Here is an 18,251-nt window from a genome sequence, read left to right as displayed (position 1 = left end):
CCGGCCCCGGAGCTGGCCCGGCTGCTGCTCGACCGGTACGACGAGGCGAACGCGGCGGCGTCGCGGCCGGTCGCGGTCAGCGCCTGAGGCGGGCGGCGCGGCGGTCCCGGCTCAGCCGACGTCGATGCCGCCGGTCCGGGTGCGCTTCAGCTCGAAGAAGTCGGCGTGGCCGGCGAGCACCCGGAAGCTGTCGAAGAGCCGGGCCGCCTCCTCGCCGCGCGGGATCGCCCGCAGCACCGGGCCGAACCACACCGTCCCGTCGACGTGGAGGGTGGGCGTGCCCACGTAGCCGCCGGCTTCCGGGTCCCGTCCGGCCTCGTGGCTGCGCCGTACGGCCTCGTCGTACGCCTCGTCGTGCGCGGCCTGCGCGAGGCGTGCGGGCAGGCCGAGTTCGGCGAGGGCCTCGGCGACGACCTGGTCGAAGTCCTCGTTCTTCCGCTGGTGGATGCGGCTGCCGAGGGCGGTGTAGAGGTCGCGCAGGATCTCCTCGCCGCGCTCCTCGGCCGCGGCGGCGGCGACCCGGACGGGGCCGATCGACCGGTCGACCAGATCCCGGTACCAGTCGGGGAGTTCGTTGCCGGTGTTGTGCAGGTAGAGGCTCATGACGTGGAAGCGCAGCTCGATGTCGCGGTGCTGCTCCACCTCCAGCAGCCAGCGGGAGGTGATCCAGGCGAACGGGCAGGCCGGGTCGAAGTAGAGGTCGACGACCGGCCTGCCCGGTTCCGGGGCGGGGTGAGTGGTCATGGGGGGAGCCTAGCCAGCCGGTGGCGCACTCCCCCGGGCCATTCGGCCCCCGTCCGCCTGGGCCATTCTCAGCCCGCGCTCCACTGCGGGTCGCGCCCGCTCAGCGCCAGTGCGCGGGGGAACCCGGTGGCGCCGGGGAGGTCCACCTCCTCGGTGAACCCCTCGTACTGGCGGTAGAGCGCGGCGGTCTTCTCGACGGTGGCCAGGATGTACGCGGCGGCCTCCTCGGAGATCCGGAACTCCTGGCCGGTGGCCCGGGCCACGTCCCAGCCGTGCAGTGCGATCTCCTCGATGAGCATCGCGGCGGTGTCGGCGGCCGGGGATGCGGAGTCGCCCTCGCCGATGGTGCCCTCCCAGACGGAGGGGTCGGACCAGGCGGCGACGGCCCGGTCGAGCCGGTCGGCGTACCGGTCGGCCCAGTCGGCGTCGGCGGTGAAGTCGCGGGCGATCAGCTCCTCGGGGAGCTCGGTGCGCCGGGCGCGGTGCTCCATGCCGTGCGAGGTGTAGAGGACCCAGTGGTTGATGAGGGTGCGCAGGTCCCAGTCCGCGCAGGGGGTGGCGGTGGCGTCCAGCTGCGGTGCGGTGACGCCCCGGGCCACGCGGGCGGCCTCGGCGGCGCATTCGGTCATGTGGGCGTGCTCGGTCTTCATGCACCCCAACCTAGGCAGGCGCGGGGGGCCGGTCTTGAAGAAAGGCGACAGGTGCCGGGCGCGACGGGTGTACGGGCCACGGATAGGCTTTCCGGTGCGCGGACGAGCGCTCGCGCCCGTACGAAGGAGCAGCCGCACGTGACCACCACCGCCCCCCTGTCCCCGTCCGTCGTCACGGCCCCGGTCCCGGTGATCCGGGCGGACGGGGTCTCGCTCGTGCGCGACGGCAACGTCCTGCTCGACGCGGTCTCGCTCACCGTGCGCGGCGGGGAGCACTGGGCGCTGCTCGGCGCGAACGGGGCGGGCAAGAGCACGCTGCTCGGGCTGCTCGGAGCGGTGACGCATCCGACGCGGGGTTCGGTCGAGGTGCTGGGCCGCACGTTGGGGCGGGTGGACCTGCGGGAGCTGCGGACGCTGCTCGGCCACGTCAATCCGCGCCATCCGCTGCGTTCCCCGCTGACGGTGGCCGAGGTGGTGCTGACCGGGCTGACGAACTCGGTCGAGCCGGTGCCGCGCTGGTCGCCGGGTCCGGGGCAGCGGGAGCGGGCGGAGCGGCTGCTGACGATGCTCGGGATGGGCGGCAAGACGGGGTCGCGCTGGCCGGCCCTGTCGCAGGGTGAGCGCGGCCGGACGCTGATCGCCCGGGCCCTGATGCCGCAGCCCCGGCTGCTGCTGCTCGACGAGCCGGCGACCGGGCTCGACCTGGCCGCCCGGGAACAGCTGCTGGACAGCCTGGACGCGTTGCGCGCGGAGCATCCGGAGCTGGCGACCGTGCTGGTGACCCATCATCTGGAGGAGCTGCCCGCCTCCACCACGCACGCGATGCTGCTGCGCGGCGGGCGGTGTCTGGCCTCGGGCGCGGCGGACGAGGTGCTGACCACGGACCTGGTCAGCGAGTGCTTCGGCCACCCGGTCCGCATCAGCCGGACGGACGGCCGGTGGGCGGCCCGGGCGCGGCGGACGCCGCGGGCTCAGTAGCCGGGCGCTGCCTCGAAGGGTGTGGCCTGGTGGTAGTAGAGGAGCCAGCCGGCCGCGGTGCGGCGCCAGAGCGAACTGCGGTGGGCGCGCCTGCCCTTGGCCTCGGTGTCGAAGGTGAGGTGGACGAGCTCGTCGGCGAGGTGGATGGCGCGCATGCGTGAGGCGGTGAGCCGGCCGGGGCCCGGAGCCCGCCCCGAGACGAGCACGTCGATGATCGTGTCCCGGTCCCAGTGGCGGCCGGTGGTGTCCACCTCCCGGTAGTCGGGGTGCAGCACCTGGTCGAGGAGGTCGGCGGAGGCCCGGACGAGGGGGTCCAGGAGCCGGAGCTCGCCCTCGATGGCCGCGGCCACGCCCCGCGCCGGCTCGGTCATGCCCGTCTCCCGCCCGTCTCGGTCGTCATGGGCCAAGCGTAGAACGGGCATCACGCACCGCGCGGCCGCCGCGCCCCGTGGGGGAGAGCGCGGTGGCCGCCGGCGGGTGGCGCTGCTGTTACTCGACGATCTTCAGCAGCTTGTTCGCGGTGCCGGTGGTGGCGTTGCCGATCGCGTCCGGGGTCGCCCCGTCGGTCAGGGCCGTGGCGACCTCGGCCGGAGTGGCGTCCGGGTGCCCGGCCAGGTAGACGGCGGCGGCGCCGACGACGTGGGGGGTCGCCATCGACGTACCGGAGATGGTGTGGGACCCGGTGTCGCTGTCGTTCCAGGACGAGGTGATGTCGGAGCCGGGGGCGTAGAGGTCCACGACCGAGCCGTAGTTGGAGAACGAGGACTGCTCGTCGTCCACGGTGGACGAGGCGACGGTGATGGCCTCGGGGACGCGGGACGGGGAGCCCTCCCCCGCGTCGCTCGACTCGTTGCCGGCGGCGACCGCGAAGGTGACGCCGGAGGCGATGGCCTTCTGGACCGCCGCGTCGAGCGCTTCGTCGGCGCCGCCGCCCAGGCTCATGTTGGCGACGGACGGGCCCTGGTGGTGCTCGGTGACCCAGTCGATGCCGGCGACGACCTGCTCGGTGGTGCCGGAGCCGGAGTCGTCCAGGACGCGGACGGCGACGATCTTGGCCTTCTTGGCGACGCCGTACGTGGACCCGGCTATGGTGCCGGCCACGTGGGTGCCGTGGCCGTTGCCGTCGTCGGCGCTGTCGTCGTTGTCGACGGCGTCGAATCCGGAGCTGGCGCGGCCCCCGAACTCCTCGTGGGTGGTGCGGACCCCGGTGTCGATGACGTATGCGGTGACGCCCTCGCCCGCGCTGTCCGGGTAGGTGTACGCGTTGTCGCCGGCGGTCTCCGTCTGGTCGATGCGGTCCAGCCCCCAGGACGGCGGGTTGTCCTGGGTGGCGTCGATGTGGAACTTCTTGTTCTGGACGACCTTGGAGACGGCCGGGTCGGCGGCGAGCCGCTTGGCCTCGGTCTCCGAAAGGCCGCTGGCTGAGAAGCCGTTGATGGCGGAACTGTAGTTGCGCTTCAGCTTTCCGCCGTACTCCTCGGCGAGCTCCGCCTTGTCCGCCTTCTGGTCCAGCATCACGATGTAGCTGCCGGCGACCGCGGTCGCCGCGTCGGCACCGTAGACCTTGCCCATGGCCGGAGCGGGTGTCGCTCCGGCGAACGGGGTGCCCAGCAGGGTCACGCCGGCGGCGGCCGCGACCGCGGTGATGGAGGCGGTCAGCTTGAACCGGCGTGCGCGCTTGTGAATGGCCATGAAGAGGGGTCTCCTCGTCATTCTTTGTGGGGGGATTGACCTCCGGCCGGAAGATCTCCGGGGGTTGACTCGAAACCCTGGCCGATTGACGCGCGCAGATCAATACCTCCCTACAGCTCCGACGCACTCGCCAACCTTTCGTCACACGACGGTCGCAGGAGCCCCTCGATACGACGATCACCTTTACGTGTAAGGGGCTTGGATCCTTCTTCTCGGGGGCATCCCCCATCCTCAGGGCGGAGAGGAGGCCCGCCCGGCTCGCCGGAGAGCATGACGATCTCGCCTTATGCCGCCCCTACCTTCGAATCGGAAGGCGGCGGCGATGGGCTGGTGCCGGTCACGAGGGGGCAGACCCGTCATGGGGAATGTGGATGCGGCGCCGACGCGGGGGCCGCGGGTGCGGGGTGTGGCCGCCCGGGCAGGCGGCTGGAGTGCCCGGCACCGCTGGGCGGCGGTGACGATCTGGGTGCTGTTCGTCGTTCTGGCCATGGGCCTCGGCTCCGCGGCCGGCCGGGTCGACGTCAAGGAGAGCGAGCAGATGTCCGGCGAGGTGGGCCGGGCCGGGCAGATCATCGAGGACGCGGGGCTCAAGGACCCGGCCGGTGAGACCGTGCTCATCCAGTCGGAGGGCGAGAACGGGGCCGTGGCCGGGTCGGCCGGGTTCCGGGCGGCCGTCAAGGACGTCATCGAGGCCGTGCAGGACACCGGTGAGGTCGCCGCCGTCACCTCGCCCTACACCACCAAGGCCATTTCGGCCGACGGGCACAGCGCGCTCGTGCAGTTCGAGATGAGGGGCGACCCCGAGACGGCGAGCGAGCGCGTCGCACCCGTGCTGGAAGCCGTCGCGAAGGTGGACGGCGCGCACGACGGGCTGCTGATCGAGGAGATCGGCGGCGCCAGCATGGGCAAGACCTTCGACGACGCCTTCGGGAGCGACTTCCAGCGGGCCGAACTCTCCGCCGTGCCGGTCGCGCTCGGCATCCTGCTCATCGCCTTCGGCGCGCTGGTCGCGGCCCTGCTCCCGGTCGCCCTGGCGCTCACCGCGATCATGGCGACCCTGGGCCTGATGGGGGTGGTGAGCCACTTCCAGCCGATGAGCGACGCCGCCAACTCGGTGATGCTGCTGGTGGGTCTGGCCGTGGGCGTCGACTACTGCCTGTTCTATCTGCGCCGGGAGCGCGAGGAGCGGGCCAAGGGACGGGACGCCCGGACCGCGCTGATGATCGCCGCCGCGACCAGCGGGCGCGCCGTCATCGTCTCCGGCGTGACGGTCTGCGTCGCGATGGCGGGCATGCTCTTCACCGGCATCGAGGAGTTCGAGGCCATGGGCCTGGCCTCGCTGATGGTCGTCGCCGTCGCCATGGTCGGCTCGGTCACCGTGCTGCCCGCACTCCTCTCGCTGCTCGGCGAGCGGGTCGAGAAGGGGCGGGTGCCGTTCCTGAACCGCCTGAAGCGCTCGGAGCGGGGCGGCGCCGACGGCGAGAGCCGTGTCTGGCGCGCGGTGCTCACCGCTGTGCTGCGCCGCCCGTGGACCGCGCTCGTGGTCGCCGCCGGAGCGCTCGCCGCGATCGCCCTGCCCGCGCTCGGCATGCACACCCAGAACCTCACCCTGGACCAGGAGTTCGGCGACTCGATGCCGATCGTGCGGACCTACGACCGGCTGAACGAGGCGTTCCCCGGGGGCGCCGATCCGGCCCAGGTCGTGGTGCGGGCCGACGACATCGGCGCCGCTCCGGTGCGCCAGGCACTGGAGGAGTTCCGCAGGCAGGCCGTCTCCTCGGGCGCCTCCAAGGGCCCGGTGGACATCGTGACGCACGACGCGGAGAACGTCGCGGTCCTCGACGTACCGCTGGTCGGCGGTTCGGACCAGGCCGCGGCCGAGAAGAGCCTGGACCTGCTGCGGGACACCGTGCGTCCGGCGACCCTCGGCAAGGTCGACGGGGTGGAGGCGCCGATCACCGGGCAGGTCGCCGGGTCGAAGGACTTCAACGACCAGCTCGTCGGCTCGGTCGTGCCGATCTTCGCCTTCGTGGTCGTCTTCGCCTTCCTGCTGATGCTGCTCTGCTTCCGGTCGCTGACGGTGGCCATCACCTCGATCATCCTCAACCTGCTCTCGGTGAGCGCCGCCTACGGCATCCTGACGGCGGTCTTCCAGCACGGCTGGGGCGCCTCACTGGTCGGCGCGGAGGGCATCGGCGCGATCATGTCCTGGCTGCCGCTGTTCCTCTTCGTCATCCTCTTCGGGCTCTCGATGGACTACCACGTGTTCGTGGTCTCCCGGATCCGTGAGGCCCGTCTCCAGGGCCGCAACACCCGGGACGCCATCGCCCACGGCGTGGTCACCACGGCCGGGGTCGTCACCAGCGCCGCCGTGATCATGGTCGCCGTGTTCGCGATCTTCGGGACGCTCTCGATGCAGTCCATGAAGCAGATGGGCGTCGGCCTGGCGGCCGCCGTGCTGATCGACGCGACGATCATCCGCGGGGTGCTGCTCCCGGCGGCGATGGCCCTGCTGGGCGACCGCAACTGGTACTTCCCGAAGTGGCTGCGGTGGCTGCCGGACCTGACGCACGACGAGTCGTACGACGACGAGCCGGCCCTCTCCGCACCGGCGCGCGGCGGCGAGGAGCCGGAGCCGGTCGGCGTCTGACCCCCGCTGTACGTGGGCCCTCCTCCCGGACCGCCGGGAGGAGGGCCCACGCCGTTCAGCGCTGGTAGCGGGCCAGGACCCGGTTGCCATCGGTCACCAGGCGCTTCCTCAGCTCGGCCGCGTCGATCGCCCCGCTGTAGTACTCCTGGAACGCGGGCGTCGCCACCTTGTCCTTCCACTCGGGGTAGCCGCGCACCGACTGGGCCGGGGCCGACCGCAGCGACCCGGCGAGCGCGGCGCCGGTCGCCCAGCCCCGGTCCGCGGTGTGCAGGGAGGGGTCGGCCAGCGCCTCGGTACCGGTGGGCAGCATCCAGTCCCCCTTGGCCAGGCGCACCATGTTGGCGGGCTTGAGCAGGAAGTCGATGAACCGCACGGCCTCCTTCTTGTGCGGGCTGTCCTCGGCGACGGACAGGGTCTGGGGACTGACCCCCTGCGCCAGCCCGTCCCGGCCCGCCGGGGCGGGCAGCACCGTCCACTCGAAGCCCTTCGGGGCCTGCTCGACGACCTGCTGGCGGTACGAGAACCCGAGCGGCACCATCGCGTACTTGCCGCCGAAGAAGCCGGGCAGGGTGTCGCCGCCGCCCATGCCGAGCGCGGTGCGGGCGGCGCTGTGGTCGGTGTTGACCTGGTCGTGGATGGTGCCCGGGACGACCTGGTCGCCCTCCCCCATCGCGACGGTCACCTTGCCGTCGGCGCCCCGGTGGAAGAGCTCGCCGCCCGCCGAGAGGCCCAGGTTGAGGGTGACGGAGACGGGCTCCTTGAGCGGCCAGGCGACCCCGTAACGGCCCTCGCCGGTCAGCTCCTCGGTCACCCTGCGGAACTCCGCCCAGCTCCACGGCTTCTCGGCGGTGGGGATGCGGACCCCGGACTCCTTGAGGATCTTGGTGTTGGCGATCAGGACGCGGGGTTCCTGGAGGAAGGGCACGCCGTACACCCCGCCGTCGAAGGTGGCCGTCTCCCAGCTGTTGCGCGGGATGCCGTCGGTCAGCGCGTCCGGGAGGAGGGGGCGGAGGTCGGCGAGGTAGCCGCCGTACGCGAAGTCGGCCAGGTCGTCGGACGCGTCGTGGATGATGTCGGGCGCCTCACCTCCTTCGAAGGAGGTCAGGAGCTGGTCGTGGACGCTGTCCCAGCTGCCCTGGACGTACTCGACCCGGACGTCGGGGTGGGCCGCGTTCCACTCCTTCACCAGCTGCTTGTTGATGTCGACGGACTCCTTCTGCCAGGCCAGCGACTGGAAGCGGAGAGTGACCTTCCCGTCCGCGTCGCCGTCATCGTTCCCGCCGCAGCCGGTGAGCAGCAGGGCGAGCGCGGTGGCCGTCGCGGCCGCCGTACGGACCAGCGCGCGCATCAGTTCTTCACCGCCCCGGCCAGCATGCCGCCGGTGATCCGCCGCTGGATCACGGCGAACAGCACGAGCGAGGGGAGGGTGGCGAGGAACGCGGCGGCGGCGAGCGGTCCCAGGTCGGCGGCGCCCTCGGCGCCGAGGAAGTGCGTCAGTACGACCGGCAACGTCTGCTTCTCCGGGGTCTTGAGGAGGACGAGCGCGAAGAAGAACTCGTTCCACGCGGTGATGAACGCGAAGAGCGCCGTGGCGACGATCCCCGGGGCCAGCAGCGGGGCGGTGACCGAGACCAGCGTCCGCAGCCGCCCGGCCCCGTCGACCGCCGCCGCCTCCTCCAGCTCGCGCGGCACGGCCCGCACGTAACCGACGAGCATCCACAGCGCGAAGGGTAGCGCCCACACCACGTAGACCAGGATCAGGCCCCAGAGGGTGTTGATCAGGTGCAGGTTCTTCAGGACCAGGAAGAGCGGAATGATGAGGAGGACGAAGGGGAACGCCTGGCTGACCACCACCCACCCGGTGGCGGCCGTGGCGAGACGGGTGCGGTGGCGGGCCATCACATAGGCCATCGGGGTCGCGATCAGGACGGCGATCAGCCCGGCCGAGAGAGCGGCGATCAGCGAGTTGGCGGTGGCCCGCAGCAGCGGCTGCTCGTCGAACGCCTGCCGGAAGTTGTCCAGCGTCGGGTGGTGCGGAATCCAGGTCGGGTGCAGGGAGCCCAGCTCGGGGGCGGGTTTGAAGGCGGTGGAGATCAGCCACAGGAAGGGGAACGCCAGGAAGACCAGGTAGCACAGCAGCGCCACGTACTGCCCGGCGCGCACGGACCGTTTGGTGCGCGTGCTCATCGGTCGTCGCCTCCCCTGAGCCGCCCGGCGAGATAGACGGCGAGGATCACGGAGATCACCGCGACCATCACACAGCCCATCGCGGCGGCGTAGCCGAACTGCCCGTAGCGGAACGCCTCCTCGTACGCGAAGAGCATCGGCAGCCGGGTCCGGCCGCCGGGGCCGCCGTTGGTCAGGACGTAGACCAGGGCGAAGGAGTTGAAGTTCCAGATGAAGTTGAGCGCGGTGATGGAGAGGGCGACCGGTCTGATGGCGGGCCAGGTCACCGTGCGGAACCGGCGCCAGGCGCCCGCACCGTCCAGCGCGGCGGCCTCGTGGAGTTCGTGCGGGGTGTTCTGGAGCCCGGCCAGCAGGGCGACCGTGGTCTGCGGCATCCCGGACCAGACGCCGACGACGATCACGGCGGGCAGCGCGGTCGCGAGCCCGGTCAGCCAGTCCCGGCCGTCCCCGAGCCCGAGGTCGCGGATGGTCTCGTTGAGGATGCCGGCGTCCGGGTTGTAGACGAGCCGCCACATGATGCCGACGACGACCTCGGGCATCGCCCACGGGATGATCGCCAGGGCCCGGGCCAGCCAGCGCATCCGCAGGTTCTCGTTGAGCAGCAGCGCGAGGCCGAGGGCCAGCACGAACTGGGGGACGGTGACGCCGACCGCCCACACCAGGCCGATCCGGAACGACTCCCAGAACAGCCCGTCGTGCAGCAGGTCCTGGAAGTTCAGCGCGCCGGTCCACTGCGTGGCGCGGGTGCGGCCGGACTGGGCGTCGGTGAAGGCGAGCGCGATGCCGTAGAGCAGCGGGCCGACACTCAGGACCAGGATCGGGATCAGGGCGGGCAGGACCAGGAACCAGGTGCCGGCGCCCCGGTCGAGCCGGCCGTCCGTGCGCTTGCCCGTGCGCTTGCCCGGCGGCCCGTGGCGCCCGGATCCTACGGTTGCACTCGCCAATGTCATGCTGACGCCCCCTTTGCGTTGTTCGACCGGCTACTTGCCGCTCTGGCCGCTCAGGTGGCCTCCGTCATCGTGCTGACGGGCCGCCGGTTCGTCAAGGCAACCTGCACGGATGCGAAAATCGGACCATGAACGAGATGGAAGCGCGCGAGGTGCTGGCCGCCGCCGGGTTCCCCGGGAGCGCGGAGCTGCTGGCGCTCGGCGAGAACGCGGTGTTCACGGCCGACGGCCTCGTCGTCAAGATCGGCCGGGACGCCGTACGCCACCCCGAGCTGCTGGAGCGGGCCGGGCGCGAGGTGTCCGTCGCCCGGTGGCTCGCGGCGTCCGGGGTCCCCGCCGTCCGGGCGGCCGAGGACGGGGCCCGGCTGGTCGGGGGTCACCCGGTGACCGTGTGGCACCGGCTGCCCGAGGCGGTGCGGCCCGCCGAGCCGCGCGACCTGGCCCCCCTGCTGGCCGCCGTCCACGCGCTGCCCGTGCCGGAGGACTTCGCGCTGCCGCACCGGGAGCTGCTGGGCGGTGTCGAACGGTGGCTGCTGCTGGCGGGCGACGCGATCGATCCGGCCGACGCGGCGTATCTGCGCGAGCGGCGCGACGGGTTCGCGGCGGCGGCCGCGGCGCTGGTCCCGCATCTGCCGCCGGGGCCGATCCACGGGGACGCTCTGGCGCGCAACGTCCATGTCGGGGCGGACGGGCCGGTCCTGGTGGACCTGGAGACCTTCTCCTCGGACCTGCGCGAGCACGATCTGGTGGTCCTCGCGCTGTCCCGCGACCGGTACGGGCTGCCGGCCGACGCGTATGACGCGTTCACCGAGGCGTACGGATGGGATGTACGCGAGTGGGACGGGTGCGGGGTGCTGCGAGGGGCGCGGGAGACGGCGAGCTGTGCGTGGGTGGCGCAGCACGCGCCCTCGAACGATGCCGCTCTGGCGGAGTTCCGGCGCCGGGTGGCGTCGCTGCGGGACGGTGACCCCTCGGTGCGGTGGTATCCGTTCTGAGCCGGTGAGGTCCCCCGGCGCGCGGGCCGGCGCTTGTCCTCCATCGCCGGACGGGCTTGATCCGGCGGTCCTCACCGCGCGGGCGTGACGCCCGGCTCAGGCCGTCGTGCGTACCGGTTCCCTCACCGGCCACTGGCCGTCCACCACCGCGTCCGGGGTGCCCTTGCGGCGGAGGAAGTCCTGGAAGTCCGCCGCCCACTCCGCGTGCCAGGTGATCTGACGGGCGTGCAGGGCGTCCGCCGGGAGTTCGGCGACGACGCGGTGACGGGCGGCTATCGCGTAGGCCACGCGCACCGCGGCCAGTGCGTCCGCCGCCGCGTCGTGGGCGCCGCCGTGGATCACGCCGTACTCGACGCAGACCGCCTCCAGGTTGCGCTTGCCCTTGCGGTAGCGGTCGACGGCCCGGTCGATGGTGTACGGGTCGACCACGGGGCCGATGGGCGCGCCGCCCAGCCGGTCGGCCAGCGGGGGCAGTCCGTGGCGGTGCAACTCGGCGGTGAGCAGCGTCAGGTCGAAGGCGGCGTTGTACGCGACGACCGGGACGCCCCGGCGCCAGTAGCCGGCCAGCGTGTCGGCGATCTCGTCGGCCACCTCGCGCGCGGGCCGGCCCTCCGCCGCCGCGCGCTCGCTGCTGATGCCGTGGATCGCGGACGCCTGGGCCGGGATGCGGATGCCCGGGTCGGCCAGCCAGGTGTGCCGGGCCACCGGCTCACCGTCCCGGTCGTCCACCGCGATGACCGCGGCCGTCACGATCCGGGCCTCCAGCGGGTCCGTCCCCGTCGTCTCCAGATCGAAGCCGACCAGTGCGTGCCGGTGCCAGCTCATCCCGTACCTCCTTCGTGGTGCTCCCCCGGATGACGACCACCCTCGCACGGGCCACTGACAACGCCGTCAGGAGACCGGCCGGGAGTCCGTCCACACGGACTCGAACTCCTCGCGGTAGGTCTCGAACAGCCCGTGCTCGTACCCCTGCCCGGCCCGGACCACCGCACGCCCGCCGCCGCGCAGCACCAGCACCGGTGCCTCCATGCCGCGCGCCCTGCGCAGATAGGTCTGGACGACCCCGACCGCGTCGGCCCCGTCGCCGTCCACCAGGTAGGCCGTGAAGCGCGGGGTCTCGTCGAAGACGTGGATCTGGAAGGCGTCCGGGTCGCGGAGCTTCGCGCGCACCCGGCGCGTGTGCAGGATGTTCATCTCGACGGACCGGCTCAGCTCGCCCTTCTTCAGGCCGAGCTCCCGCTCGCGGCGCTTGACCGCGCTGCTGGCCGGGTTGATGAAGAGCAGCCGGATCCGGCAGCCCGACTCGGCGAGCCGGATGAGGCGGCGTCCGGAGAAGTTCTGCACCAGCAGGTTGAGCCCGATGCCGATCGCGTCGAGTCGGCGGGCGTCCCCGAACAGGTCCTCGGCGGGCAGCTGGCGCTGGAGGCGCACCCGGTCGGAGTGGACGGAGACCACGTCCGCGTACCGGTCGCCGACCAGCTCCTCGACGGCGTCGACCGGCAGCCGGTCCGCGGAGGGCACGCCCGCGCCGCTGCCGAGCATCTCCAGGAGCCGGGCGGAGGCCCGCTCGGCCTGGGCGAGCACCGCCTCGTTGAGGGCGCGGTTCCGGGATACGACGTTGCGGGCGACCTCCAGCTCGTCGAGCGCCAGTTCGACATCGCGGCGGTCGTCGAAGTACGGCTCGAAGCAGGGCCAGTGCTGGACCATCAGTTCGCGGAGCTGGGGCAGCGTGAGGAAGCTGAGGACGTTGTCGTCGGCCGGGTCGAGCAGATAGCCCTTGCGGCGGGAGACCTCGCGCACGGCGACCGCGCGCTGCACCCACTCCTGGCCGGCGGGCCCGGCGGCGGCCACCACCCAGTCCTCGCCGTGGACGGGCTCGTAGATCGGGCGGAGCACCGCCGCGACGACGGCACGCAGCCGCTGTTCGACCAGATTCAGCCAGATATAGGCGCGCCCGGCCCGCTGGGCGCGCATGCGCACCTCGCTCCAGGCGTCGGCGCCCCAGTCCAGCTCCGCACCGATCTCCAGGGGCTGCGCCAGCGATACCGCCCCGGGCGGGACCTCGGCCACGTCCCCCTCGTGACCCGTGTCACCCGGGGGCAGCTCGAACCCTCCCGAGCTCACCCGCGCACCGCCTTCCACTCCCCCACCAACGATCAAGGAAGGGTACTCCGGGAGCGGGAGCCGGTGCAGCCCGATGCGCAGGCTCCTTTACCAACTCCCCATGGAAGCAAACGTGTTCCAGTCGGCGGGTTCGACGGGAGTGAGCGGATTCATAGGGATTAAACACCCCAGTGAGGGCCGCGAACCGGACAGCCGCGGACAGGAGGCGATCGGAGGCCGGTTCCGGGCGACACGGAGAGGCACGAGGTTGACCGACCGGCCGACGTCCTAGGTAAGGGGAGCTCTTTCGGGGAAGATCTGGGCCGGGGAGAGGCGGCCCGCATTCCCCCAGGGCGACCGCGGCAGGACGGGAAGAGTCGAATCCATGCAGGTGTGGCCGGGACAGGCGTACCCGCTCGGTGCCACGTACGACGGCGCCGGGACCAATTTCGCGGTCTTCTCGGAGGCCGCCCACCGAATCGAGTTGTGCCTGCTGCACGACGACGGTTCCGAGACGGCGGTGGAGCTGAGAGAGACCGACGCGTTCGTCCGGCACGCGTATCTGCCCGGGGTGATGCCCGGTCAGCGCTACGGCTTCCGCGTGCACGGACCGTACGAACCGGAGCACGGCATCCGGTGCAACTCCGCCAAGCTGCTGCTCGACCCGTACGCTCGCGCGGTGTCCGGGCGGATCACGTGGGGCGAGGCGGTTTACGGCTACCCGTTCGGGAAGCCGGACGCGCGCAACGACCTCGACTCCGCGCCGCACACCATGACCTCGGTCGTGGTGAACCCCTACTTCGACTGGGGCGACGACCGGCGCCCCCGTACGGACTACCACCGCACGGTGATCTACGAGGCTCACGTGAAGGGCCTGACGATGCTCCACCCGGGGCTGCCGAAGGAACTGCGCGGCACCTACGCCGGGCTGGCGCATCCGGAGATCATCGCCCACCTGACGGAGCTGGGCGTCACCGCGATCGAGCTGATGCCGGTGCACCAGTTCGTGCAGGACCACCGGCTGGCGGACGCGGGGCTCGCCAACTACTGGGGCTACAACACGATCGGCTTCTTCGCCCCGCACAACGCGTACGCCTCCTGGGGCGACCGGGGCGAGCAGGTCCTGGAGTTCAAGCAGGCCGTGCGCGCCCTGCACCAGGCGGGCATCGAGGTCATCCTCGACGTGGTCTACAACCACACCGCCGAGGGCAACCACCTCGGGCCCACGCTCTCCTTCCGGGGGCTCGACAACGCCTCGTACTACCGGCTGACCGACGACCAGCGGTATTACATGGACACCACGGGCACCGGGAACTCGCTGCTCATGCGGTCGCCGCACGTGCTCCAGATGATCATGGACTCGCTGCGCTACTGGGTGACCGAGATGCATGTGGACGGCTTCCGCTTCGACCTGGCGGCCACGCTGGCCCGGCAGTTCCACGAAGTGGACCGGCTGTCGTCGTTCTTCGACCTGGTGCAGCAGGACCCGGTGGTCAGCCAGGTGAAGCTGATCGCCGAGCCGTGGGACGTGGGCGAGGGCGGCTACCAGGTGGGGAACTTCCCGCCGCTGTGGACCGAGTGGAACGGCAAGTACCGGGACACGGTCCGCGACCTGTGGCGGGGCGAGCCCCGGACGCTGGCCGAGTTCGCCGGGCGGCTGACCGGGTCCTCGGACCTGTACCAGGACGACGGGCGGCGCCCGCTGGCCTCGATCAACTTCACGACCTGCCACGACGGCTTCACGCTGCACGACCTGGTCTCCTACAACGACAAGCACAACGAGGCAAACGGCGAGGGCAACCGGGACGGCGAGAGCCACAACCGGTCGTGGAACTGCGGCGCCGAGGGCGAGACGGACCGGACCGAGGTGCTGGAGCTGCGCGAGCGTCAGATGCGCAACTTCACCGCCACGCTGATGCTGTCGCAGGGCGTGCCGATGCTCAGCCACGGCGACGAGTTCGGGCGTACCCAGCAGGGCAACAACAACGCCTACTGCCAGGACAACGAGCTGTCGTGGGTGCACTGGCCCGAGCCGGCCGCCGCGGTGGGCGAGGACGGCGAGGACGGCGGGCCGGACGACGGTGCGCAGGACATGAGCCTGCTCGAATTCACCCGGGCGATGGTGTGGCTCCGCCGCGACCACCCGGTCTTCCGCCGCCGCAGGTTCTTCCACGGCCGCCCGGTGGAGGGCACGCACGACGAGCTGTCCGACATCGCCTGGTTCACCCCCGAGGGCCAGGAGATGACCCAGCGGGACTGGCAGGCCGCCCACGCGAAGGCCCTCACGGTCTTCCTGAACGGAAACGCCATCTCGGAGCCGGGACCGCGCGGGGAGCGGATCTCCGACGACTCGTTCCTGCTGATGTTCAACGCGAGCGCCGAGACCCTGGAATTCGCGGTGCCCGTGAACCACGGCCGGCAGTGGCACGCCGTGGTGGACACCGCGCGCCCGGCCGGGGTGCTGCCCGGGGCCGGGCCGAAGGTCGCGGCGGGCGATCGGGTGACGCTGGTGGGCCGGAGCATGGTGGTGCTGCAACGACCGGCCTGACCGGTCGCGCGGCCGCCCGTGTCACTCCGTCGTGGCCCGGGGCCTGTCCGGCCCTGATCCGCCGGACAGGCCCTTGTGCGGGGCGGGGTGACAGAGGCGGCCCCGATGTGGGTACGAAGGTCCCATGACGCCCACCGCCACGTACCGTCTCCAGCTCCAGCCGGAGTTCCCGTTCCGCGCCGCCGAGGACGCCGTGCCGTACCTCGCCTCCCTCGGCGTCTCCCATCTGCATCTCTCCCCGGTCCTGGAAGCGGTGCCGGGCTCCCGGCACGGCTACGACGTCACCGACCACGGCCGGGTGCGGAACGAGCTGGGCGGCGAGGAGGGGCTGCGGCGCCTCGCGCGCACCGCGCGGGAGCACGGGCTCGGCCTGGTCCTGGACATCGTGCCCAACCACATGGCGGCCGACCCCGTCCACAACCACGCCCTGCGCGAGGTGCTGCGCGAGGGGCCGGAGTCCCGGTACGCCCGCTGGTTCGACATCGACTGGGCGGCAGGCGACGGGCGGATGCTGCTGCCGGTGCTGGGCGGGCGGATCGGTGACGAGATGGAGCGGATGCGGGTCGACGGCGAGGTGCTGCGCTACGGCGAGCAGGAGTTCCCGCTCCGGGCCGGCACCGCCCGCCTCCCGCTCCCGGAGCTGCTGGACGCCCAGCACTACCGGCTCGGCTGGTGGCGGCTGGCCCGTACCGAGCTGAACTACCGGCGGTTCTTCACCATCGCGGACCTGATCGGGGTGCGGGTGGAGGACCCGGAGGTCTTCGCCGCCACCCACGGCAAGATCCTCGAACTGGTCCGGGACGGGGTGGTCGACGGTCTGCGGATCGACCACCCGGACGGTCTCGCCGACCCGGCCGGCTATCTGGAACGGCTCTCCGAGGAGAGCGGCGGGGTGTGGACGGTGGTGGAGAAGATCCTCACCGGCTCGGAGCGGCTGCCGGCCGGCTGGGCCGTCGCCGGAACCACGGGCTACGACGCGCTGTACCGGATCGACGGGCTCTTCACCGACCCCCAGGGCGCCGCCGAGCTGCTGGGCCACTACCGCGAGGCGGCCTCCCCGGCCGGCGACCGGGGCGGCTACTGGACGGCGACCGTGCGCCGGGCCGCGTACCGCGTCGTCACCCATGAACTGGCGGCGGAGACGGAGCTGCTGACCCGCCTCGCCTCGCGGATCTGCGCCGGGGACCCCGCGCTGCGCGACCACGCCCCCTGGGCCCTGCGCACCGCCATCCGCGAGCTGCTGGTCCGCGTCCCGGTCTACCGCCCGTACGTGACGGCGGGCGGCCCCTGCTCCGACGCCGCCGAGGCGACGCTCGACGCGACGACGGTGAGCGACGCCAAGGCGGTCTTCGCGGTACGCGAGGAGGCGTCGGCGGTCGACGTGGTGCGGGACCTGGCGCTCGGGCGGCTCGGTGGCGGCGCGGACCGGGCGGCGTTCTGCGCCCGGTTCGCCCAGACGTCGTCCGCGCTGCGGGCGAAGGCGGTCGAGGACACGGCGTACTACCGGTACCTGCCGTTGATCTCGGCCAACGAGGTGGGCGGCGACCCGGGGCACCCGGCGGTCGAGCCGGAGGACTTCCACGCCTTCTGCGCCCGCCTGGCGCGCGACTGGCCCGCCACCGGGACCGCGTTGACGACGCATGACACGAAGCGCAGCGCCGATGTGCGGGCGGGCATCGCGGTGCTCTCGCAGTGCCCCGGACGGTGGGCGGGACTGGTGGCGGGGCTCGGGCGGTCCGCCCAGGCCGCGCCCGATCCGCAGCTGGCCTGGCAGGCGTGGCAGACGGCGGTCGGCTGCGCGGGCATCCCGGCGGAGGAGCGGGCGGCACGGCTGGAGCCGGCGTTGCTGAAGGCCGTGCGCGAGTCGGGTCTGTTCACGAGCTGGACGGAGCCGGATCCGGTGTACGAGCGGATGGCGTCGGACTTCGTGGCCGCCGGGCCGGCCGCGGACACCGGCCCGGTACGGTCCCTCGTGGAGGAGTTCGCCGCCCCGCTCGCCGCGCACGTGCGGGCGCATGCGCTGGGCGCGGCACTGGTGCACCTGACGATGCCGGGGGTGCCGGATCTCTACCAGGGCACCGAGCGCGCCTATCTGGCCCTGGTCGACCCGGACAACCGGCGGCCGTTCCGGGAGCCGTCGCCGGACGCGCCCGCCGACGAGAAGGCCGGGCTGACGGAGGTGGTGCTGCGGCTGCGGCGGGAGCGGCCCGCGGTGTTCGGCGAGTCGGGCACGTACGCCCCGCTGCGCGCCTCGGGCCCGGCGGCCTCGCACTGCGTGGCCTTCTGCCGCTCGGGCGAGGTCGTGACGGCGGTGACCCGGCTGTCGCTGCGGCTCGCGGAGTCGGGCGGCTGGCGGGGCACGCGGCTGGCCCTGCCGGACGAGGGCGTGTGGCGGGACCTCCTCGCACCGGGCCGCTCGTTCACGGGCGGCACGGCGGAGGCGGCGGAGCTGTTCGCGGACCGGCCGGTGGCGTTGCTCGTACGGGGGTGAGGGCCCCGGCTCAGCCCGGCCGGACGAGGAGGGAGCTAGGGCCCCGGGTCAGCAGGCCCGTGGCGGCCGGGCGGAAGCCCTCCGCCCAGCGGAGCCGGGGCATCGCGTCGAGCAGGGCGCGCAGGCCCTGCTCGGCCTCCAGGCGGCTGAGCGCCACGGCCGGGCAGCCCGCCGGGCCGGTCAGCGTGCGGTCCTGGTCCGGGCGGAACGGGTCGAAGGTGTCCGGGGCCGCGAACCGCTGCGGGTCGCGCGCGGCCGCCCCGACG

14 protein-coding genes and 1 pseudogene are annotated in these 18,251 nt (G+C 72.6%); 5 read left to right on the top strand and 10 right to left on the bottom strand.

Annotated features, from left to right (window positions below):
* Positions 1-111 precede the first annotated feature (111 nt).
* Together G3I41_RS05665 and G3I41_RS05660 are read right to left on the bottom strand one after the other, a co-directional pair.
* Positions 112-744: a DsbA family protein gene (locus tag G3I41_RS05665; protein WP_164399206.1), complete on the bottom strand. Its 633-nt coding sequence runs from the start codon at positions 742-744 to the stop codon at positions 112-114.
* Positions 745-812: 68 nt separating this feature from the next.
* Positions 813-1,394, bottom strand: coding sequence for a TIGR03086 family metal-binding protein (locus G3I41_RS05660; RefSeq protein WP_164399205.1), 582 nt, complete (start codon positions 1,392-1,394; stop codon positions 813-815).
* Between the two features lie 138 nt (positions 1,395-1,532).
* Between G3I41_RS05660 and G3I41_RS05655 the strand changes: the two genes are divergently transcribed.
* Complete coding sequence (locus G3I41_RS05655) at positions 1,533-2,372, top strand: ATP-binding cassette domain-containing protein (RefSeq protein WP_164399204.1); 840 nt, start codon at positions 1,533-1,535, stop codon at positions 2,370-2,372.
* On the opposite strand, the gene G3I41_RS05650 is transcribed toward G3I41_RS05655, so the two are convergent.
* On the bottom strand, positions 2,366-2,743 hold the full coding sequence (locus G3I41_RS05650; RefSeq protein WP_164399203.1) for a nuclear transport factor 2 family protein: 378 nt from the start codon (positions 2,741-2,743) through the stop codon (positions 2,366-2,368). The genes G3I41_RS05655 and G3I41_RS05650 overlap by 7 nt on opposite strands.
* Before the next feature lie 118 nt (positions 2,744-2,861).
* Positions 2,862-4,064, bottom strand: a complete 1,203-nt coding sequence (locus G3I41_RS05645) for a S8 family peptidase (RefSeq protein ID WP_164399202.1) — start codon at positions 4,062-4,064, stop codon at positions 2,862-2,864.
* A 358-nt stretch (positions 4,065-4,422) separates the two neighbouring features.
* Between G3I41_RS05645 and G3I41_RS05640 the strand changes: the two genes are divergently transcribed.
* Positions 4,423-6,714 carry an MMPL family transporter gene (locus G3I41_RS05640; RefSeq protein ID WP_164399201.1) on the top strand — a complete coding sequence of 764 codons (2,292 nt, stop codon included), beginning with the start codon at positions 4,423-4,425 and terminating at the stop codon, positions 6,712-6,714.
* 55 nt (positions 6,715-6,769) lie between these two features.
* Here the strand turns inward: G3I41_RS05640 and G3I41_RS05635 are convergent, their stop codons facing one another.
* Genes G3I41_RS05635 through G3I41_RS05625 form a run of 3 tightly spaced genes read right to left on the bottom strand, consistent with a single transcriptional unit; the run spans position 6,770 to position 9,851 of the window.
* Positions 6,770-8,062: a sugar ABC transporter substrate-binding protein gene (locus tag G3I41_RS05635; RefSeq protein ID WP_164399200.1), complete on the bottom strand. Its 1,293-nt coding sequence runs from the start codon at positions 8,060-8,062 to the stop codon at positions 6,770-6,772.
* Positions 8,062-8,901, bottom strand: coding sequence for a carbohydrate ABC transporter permease (locus tag G3I41_RS05630; RefSeq protein ID WP_164399199.1), 840 nt, complete (start codon positions 8,899-8,901; stop codon positions 8,062-8,064). The genes G3I41_RS05635 and G3I41_RS05630 overlap by 1 nt, the downstream gene beginning before the upstream one ends.
* Complete coding sequence (locus G3I41_RS05625) at positions 8,898-9,851, bottom strand: sugar ABC transporter permease (RefSeq protein ID WP_164399198.1); 954 nt, start codon at positions 9,849-9,851, stop codon at positions 8,898-8,900. Before G3I41_RS05625 ends, G3I41_RS05630 begins: the two co-directional genes overlap by 4 nt.
* A 125-nt stretch (positions 9,852-9,976) precedes the next feature.
* Between G3I41_RS05625 and G3I41_RS05620 the strand changes: the two genes are divergently transcribed.
* Positions 9,977-10,843: an aminoglycoside phosphotransferase family protein gene (locus G3I41_RS05620; protein ID WP_164399197.1), complete on the top strand. Its 867-nt coding sequence runs from the start codon at positions 9,977-9,979 to the stop codon at positions 10,841-10,843.
* A gap of 96 nt (positions 10,844-10,939) precedes the next feature.
* Here G3I41_RS05620 and G3I41_RS05615 read toward each other — a convergent pair whose 3' ends face one another.
* Together G3I41_RS05615 and G3I41_RS05610 are read right to left on the bottom strand one after the other, a co-directional pair.
* Positions 10,940-11,668 (bottom strand): 3'-5' exonuclease, encoded by a 729-nt coding sequence (locus G3I41_RS05615; RefSeq protein WP_164399196.1) that lies wholly within the window; start codon positions 11,666-11,668, stop codon positions 10,940-10,942.
* A gap of 66 nt (positions 11,669-11,734) precedes the next feature.
* Positions 11,735-12,967 carry an SAV2148 family HEPN domain-containing protein gene (locus tag G3I41_RS05610; RefSeq protein ID WP_164399195.1) on the bottom strand — a complete coding sequence of 411 codons (1,233 nt, stop codon included), beginning with the start codon at positions 12,965-12,967 and terminating at the stop codon, positions 11,735-11,737.
* Between the two features lie 364 nt (positions 12,968-13,331).
* Between G3I41_RS05610 and glgX the strand changes: the two genes are divergently transcribed.
* Complete coding sequence (gene glgX, locus G3I41_RS05605) at positions 13,332-15,494, top strand: glycogen debranching protein GlgX (protein ID WP_164399194.1); 2,163 nt, start codon at positions 13,332-13,334, stop codon at positions 15,492-15,494.
* Between the two features lie 124 nt (positions 15,495-15,618).
* Complete coding sequence (treY, locus tag G3I41_RS05600; protein WP_164399193.1) at positions 15,619-17,985, top strand: malto-oligosyltrehalose synthase; 2,367 nt, start codon at positions 15,619-15,621, stop codon at positions 17,983-17,985.
* 10 nt (positions 17,986-17,995) lie between these two features.
* Here the strand turns inward: treY and G3I41_RS05595 are convergent.
* Positions 17,996-18,251, bottom strand: a pseudogene (locus G3I41_RS05595) (cytochrome); the annotation flags it as partial.

The sequence above is a fragment of the Streptomyces sp. SID9727 genome (assembly GCF_010550605.1).
GTDB lineage: Bacteria > Actinomycetota > Actinomycetes > Streptomycetales > Streptomycetaceae > Streptomyces.
Note: the sequence above shows the minus strand (reverse complement) of the source record. Positions and strands in the feature narration are given on the sequence as shown.

Coding starts and splice junctions, on each gene's coding strand:
- G3I41_RS05630 (WP_164399199.1), bottom strand. CDS start 8,901: ATGAGCACGCGCACCAAACGGTCCGTGCGCGCCGGGCAGTACGTGGCG.
- G3I41_RS05635 (WP_164399200.1), bottom strand. CDS start 8,062: ATGCGCGCGCTGGTCCGTACGGCGGCCGCGACGGCCACCGCGCTCGCC.
- G3I41_RS05650 (WP_164399203.1), bottom strand. CDS start 2,743: ATGACCGAGCCGGCGCGGGGCGTGGCCGCGGCCATCGAGGGCGAGCTC.
- glgX (WP_164399194.1), top strand. CDS start 13,332: ATGCAGGTGTGGCCGGGACAGGCGTACCCGCTCGGTGCCACGTACGAC.
- treY (WP_164399193.1), top strand. CDS start 15,619: ATGACGCCCACCGCCACGTACCGTCTCCAGCTCCAGCCGGAGTTCCCG.
- G3I41_RS05620 (WP_164399197.1), top strand. CDS start 9,977: ATGAACGAGATGGAAGCGCGCGAGGTGCTGGCCGCCGCCGGGTTCCCC.
- G3I41_RS05625 (WP_164399198.1), bottom strand. CDS start 9,851: ATGACATTGGCGAGTGCAACCGTAGGATCCGGGCGCCACGGGCCGCCG.
- G3I41_RS05645 (WP_164399202.1), bottom strand. CDS start 4,064: ATGGCCATTCACAAGCGCGCACGCCGGTTCAAGCTGACCGCCTCCATC.
- G3I41_RS05640 (WP_164399201.1), top strand. CDS start 4,423: ATGGGGAATGTGGATGCGGCGCCGACGCGGGGGCCGCGGGTGCGGGGT.
- G3I41_RS05660 (WP_164399205.1), bottom strand. CDS start 1,394: ATGAAGACCGAGCACGCCCACATGACCGAATGCGCCGCCGAGGCCGCC.
- G3I41_RS05665 (WP_164399206.1), bottom strand. CDS start 744: ATGACCACTCACCCCGCCCCGGAACCGGGCAGGCCGGTCGTCGACCTC.
- G3I41_RS05615 (WP_164399196.1), bottom strand. CDS start 11,668: ATGAGCTGGCACCGGCACGCACTGGTCGGCTTCGATCTGGAGACGACG.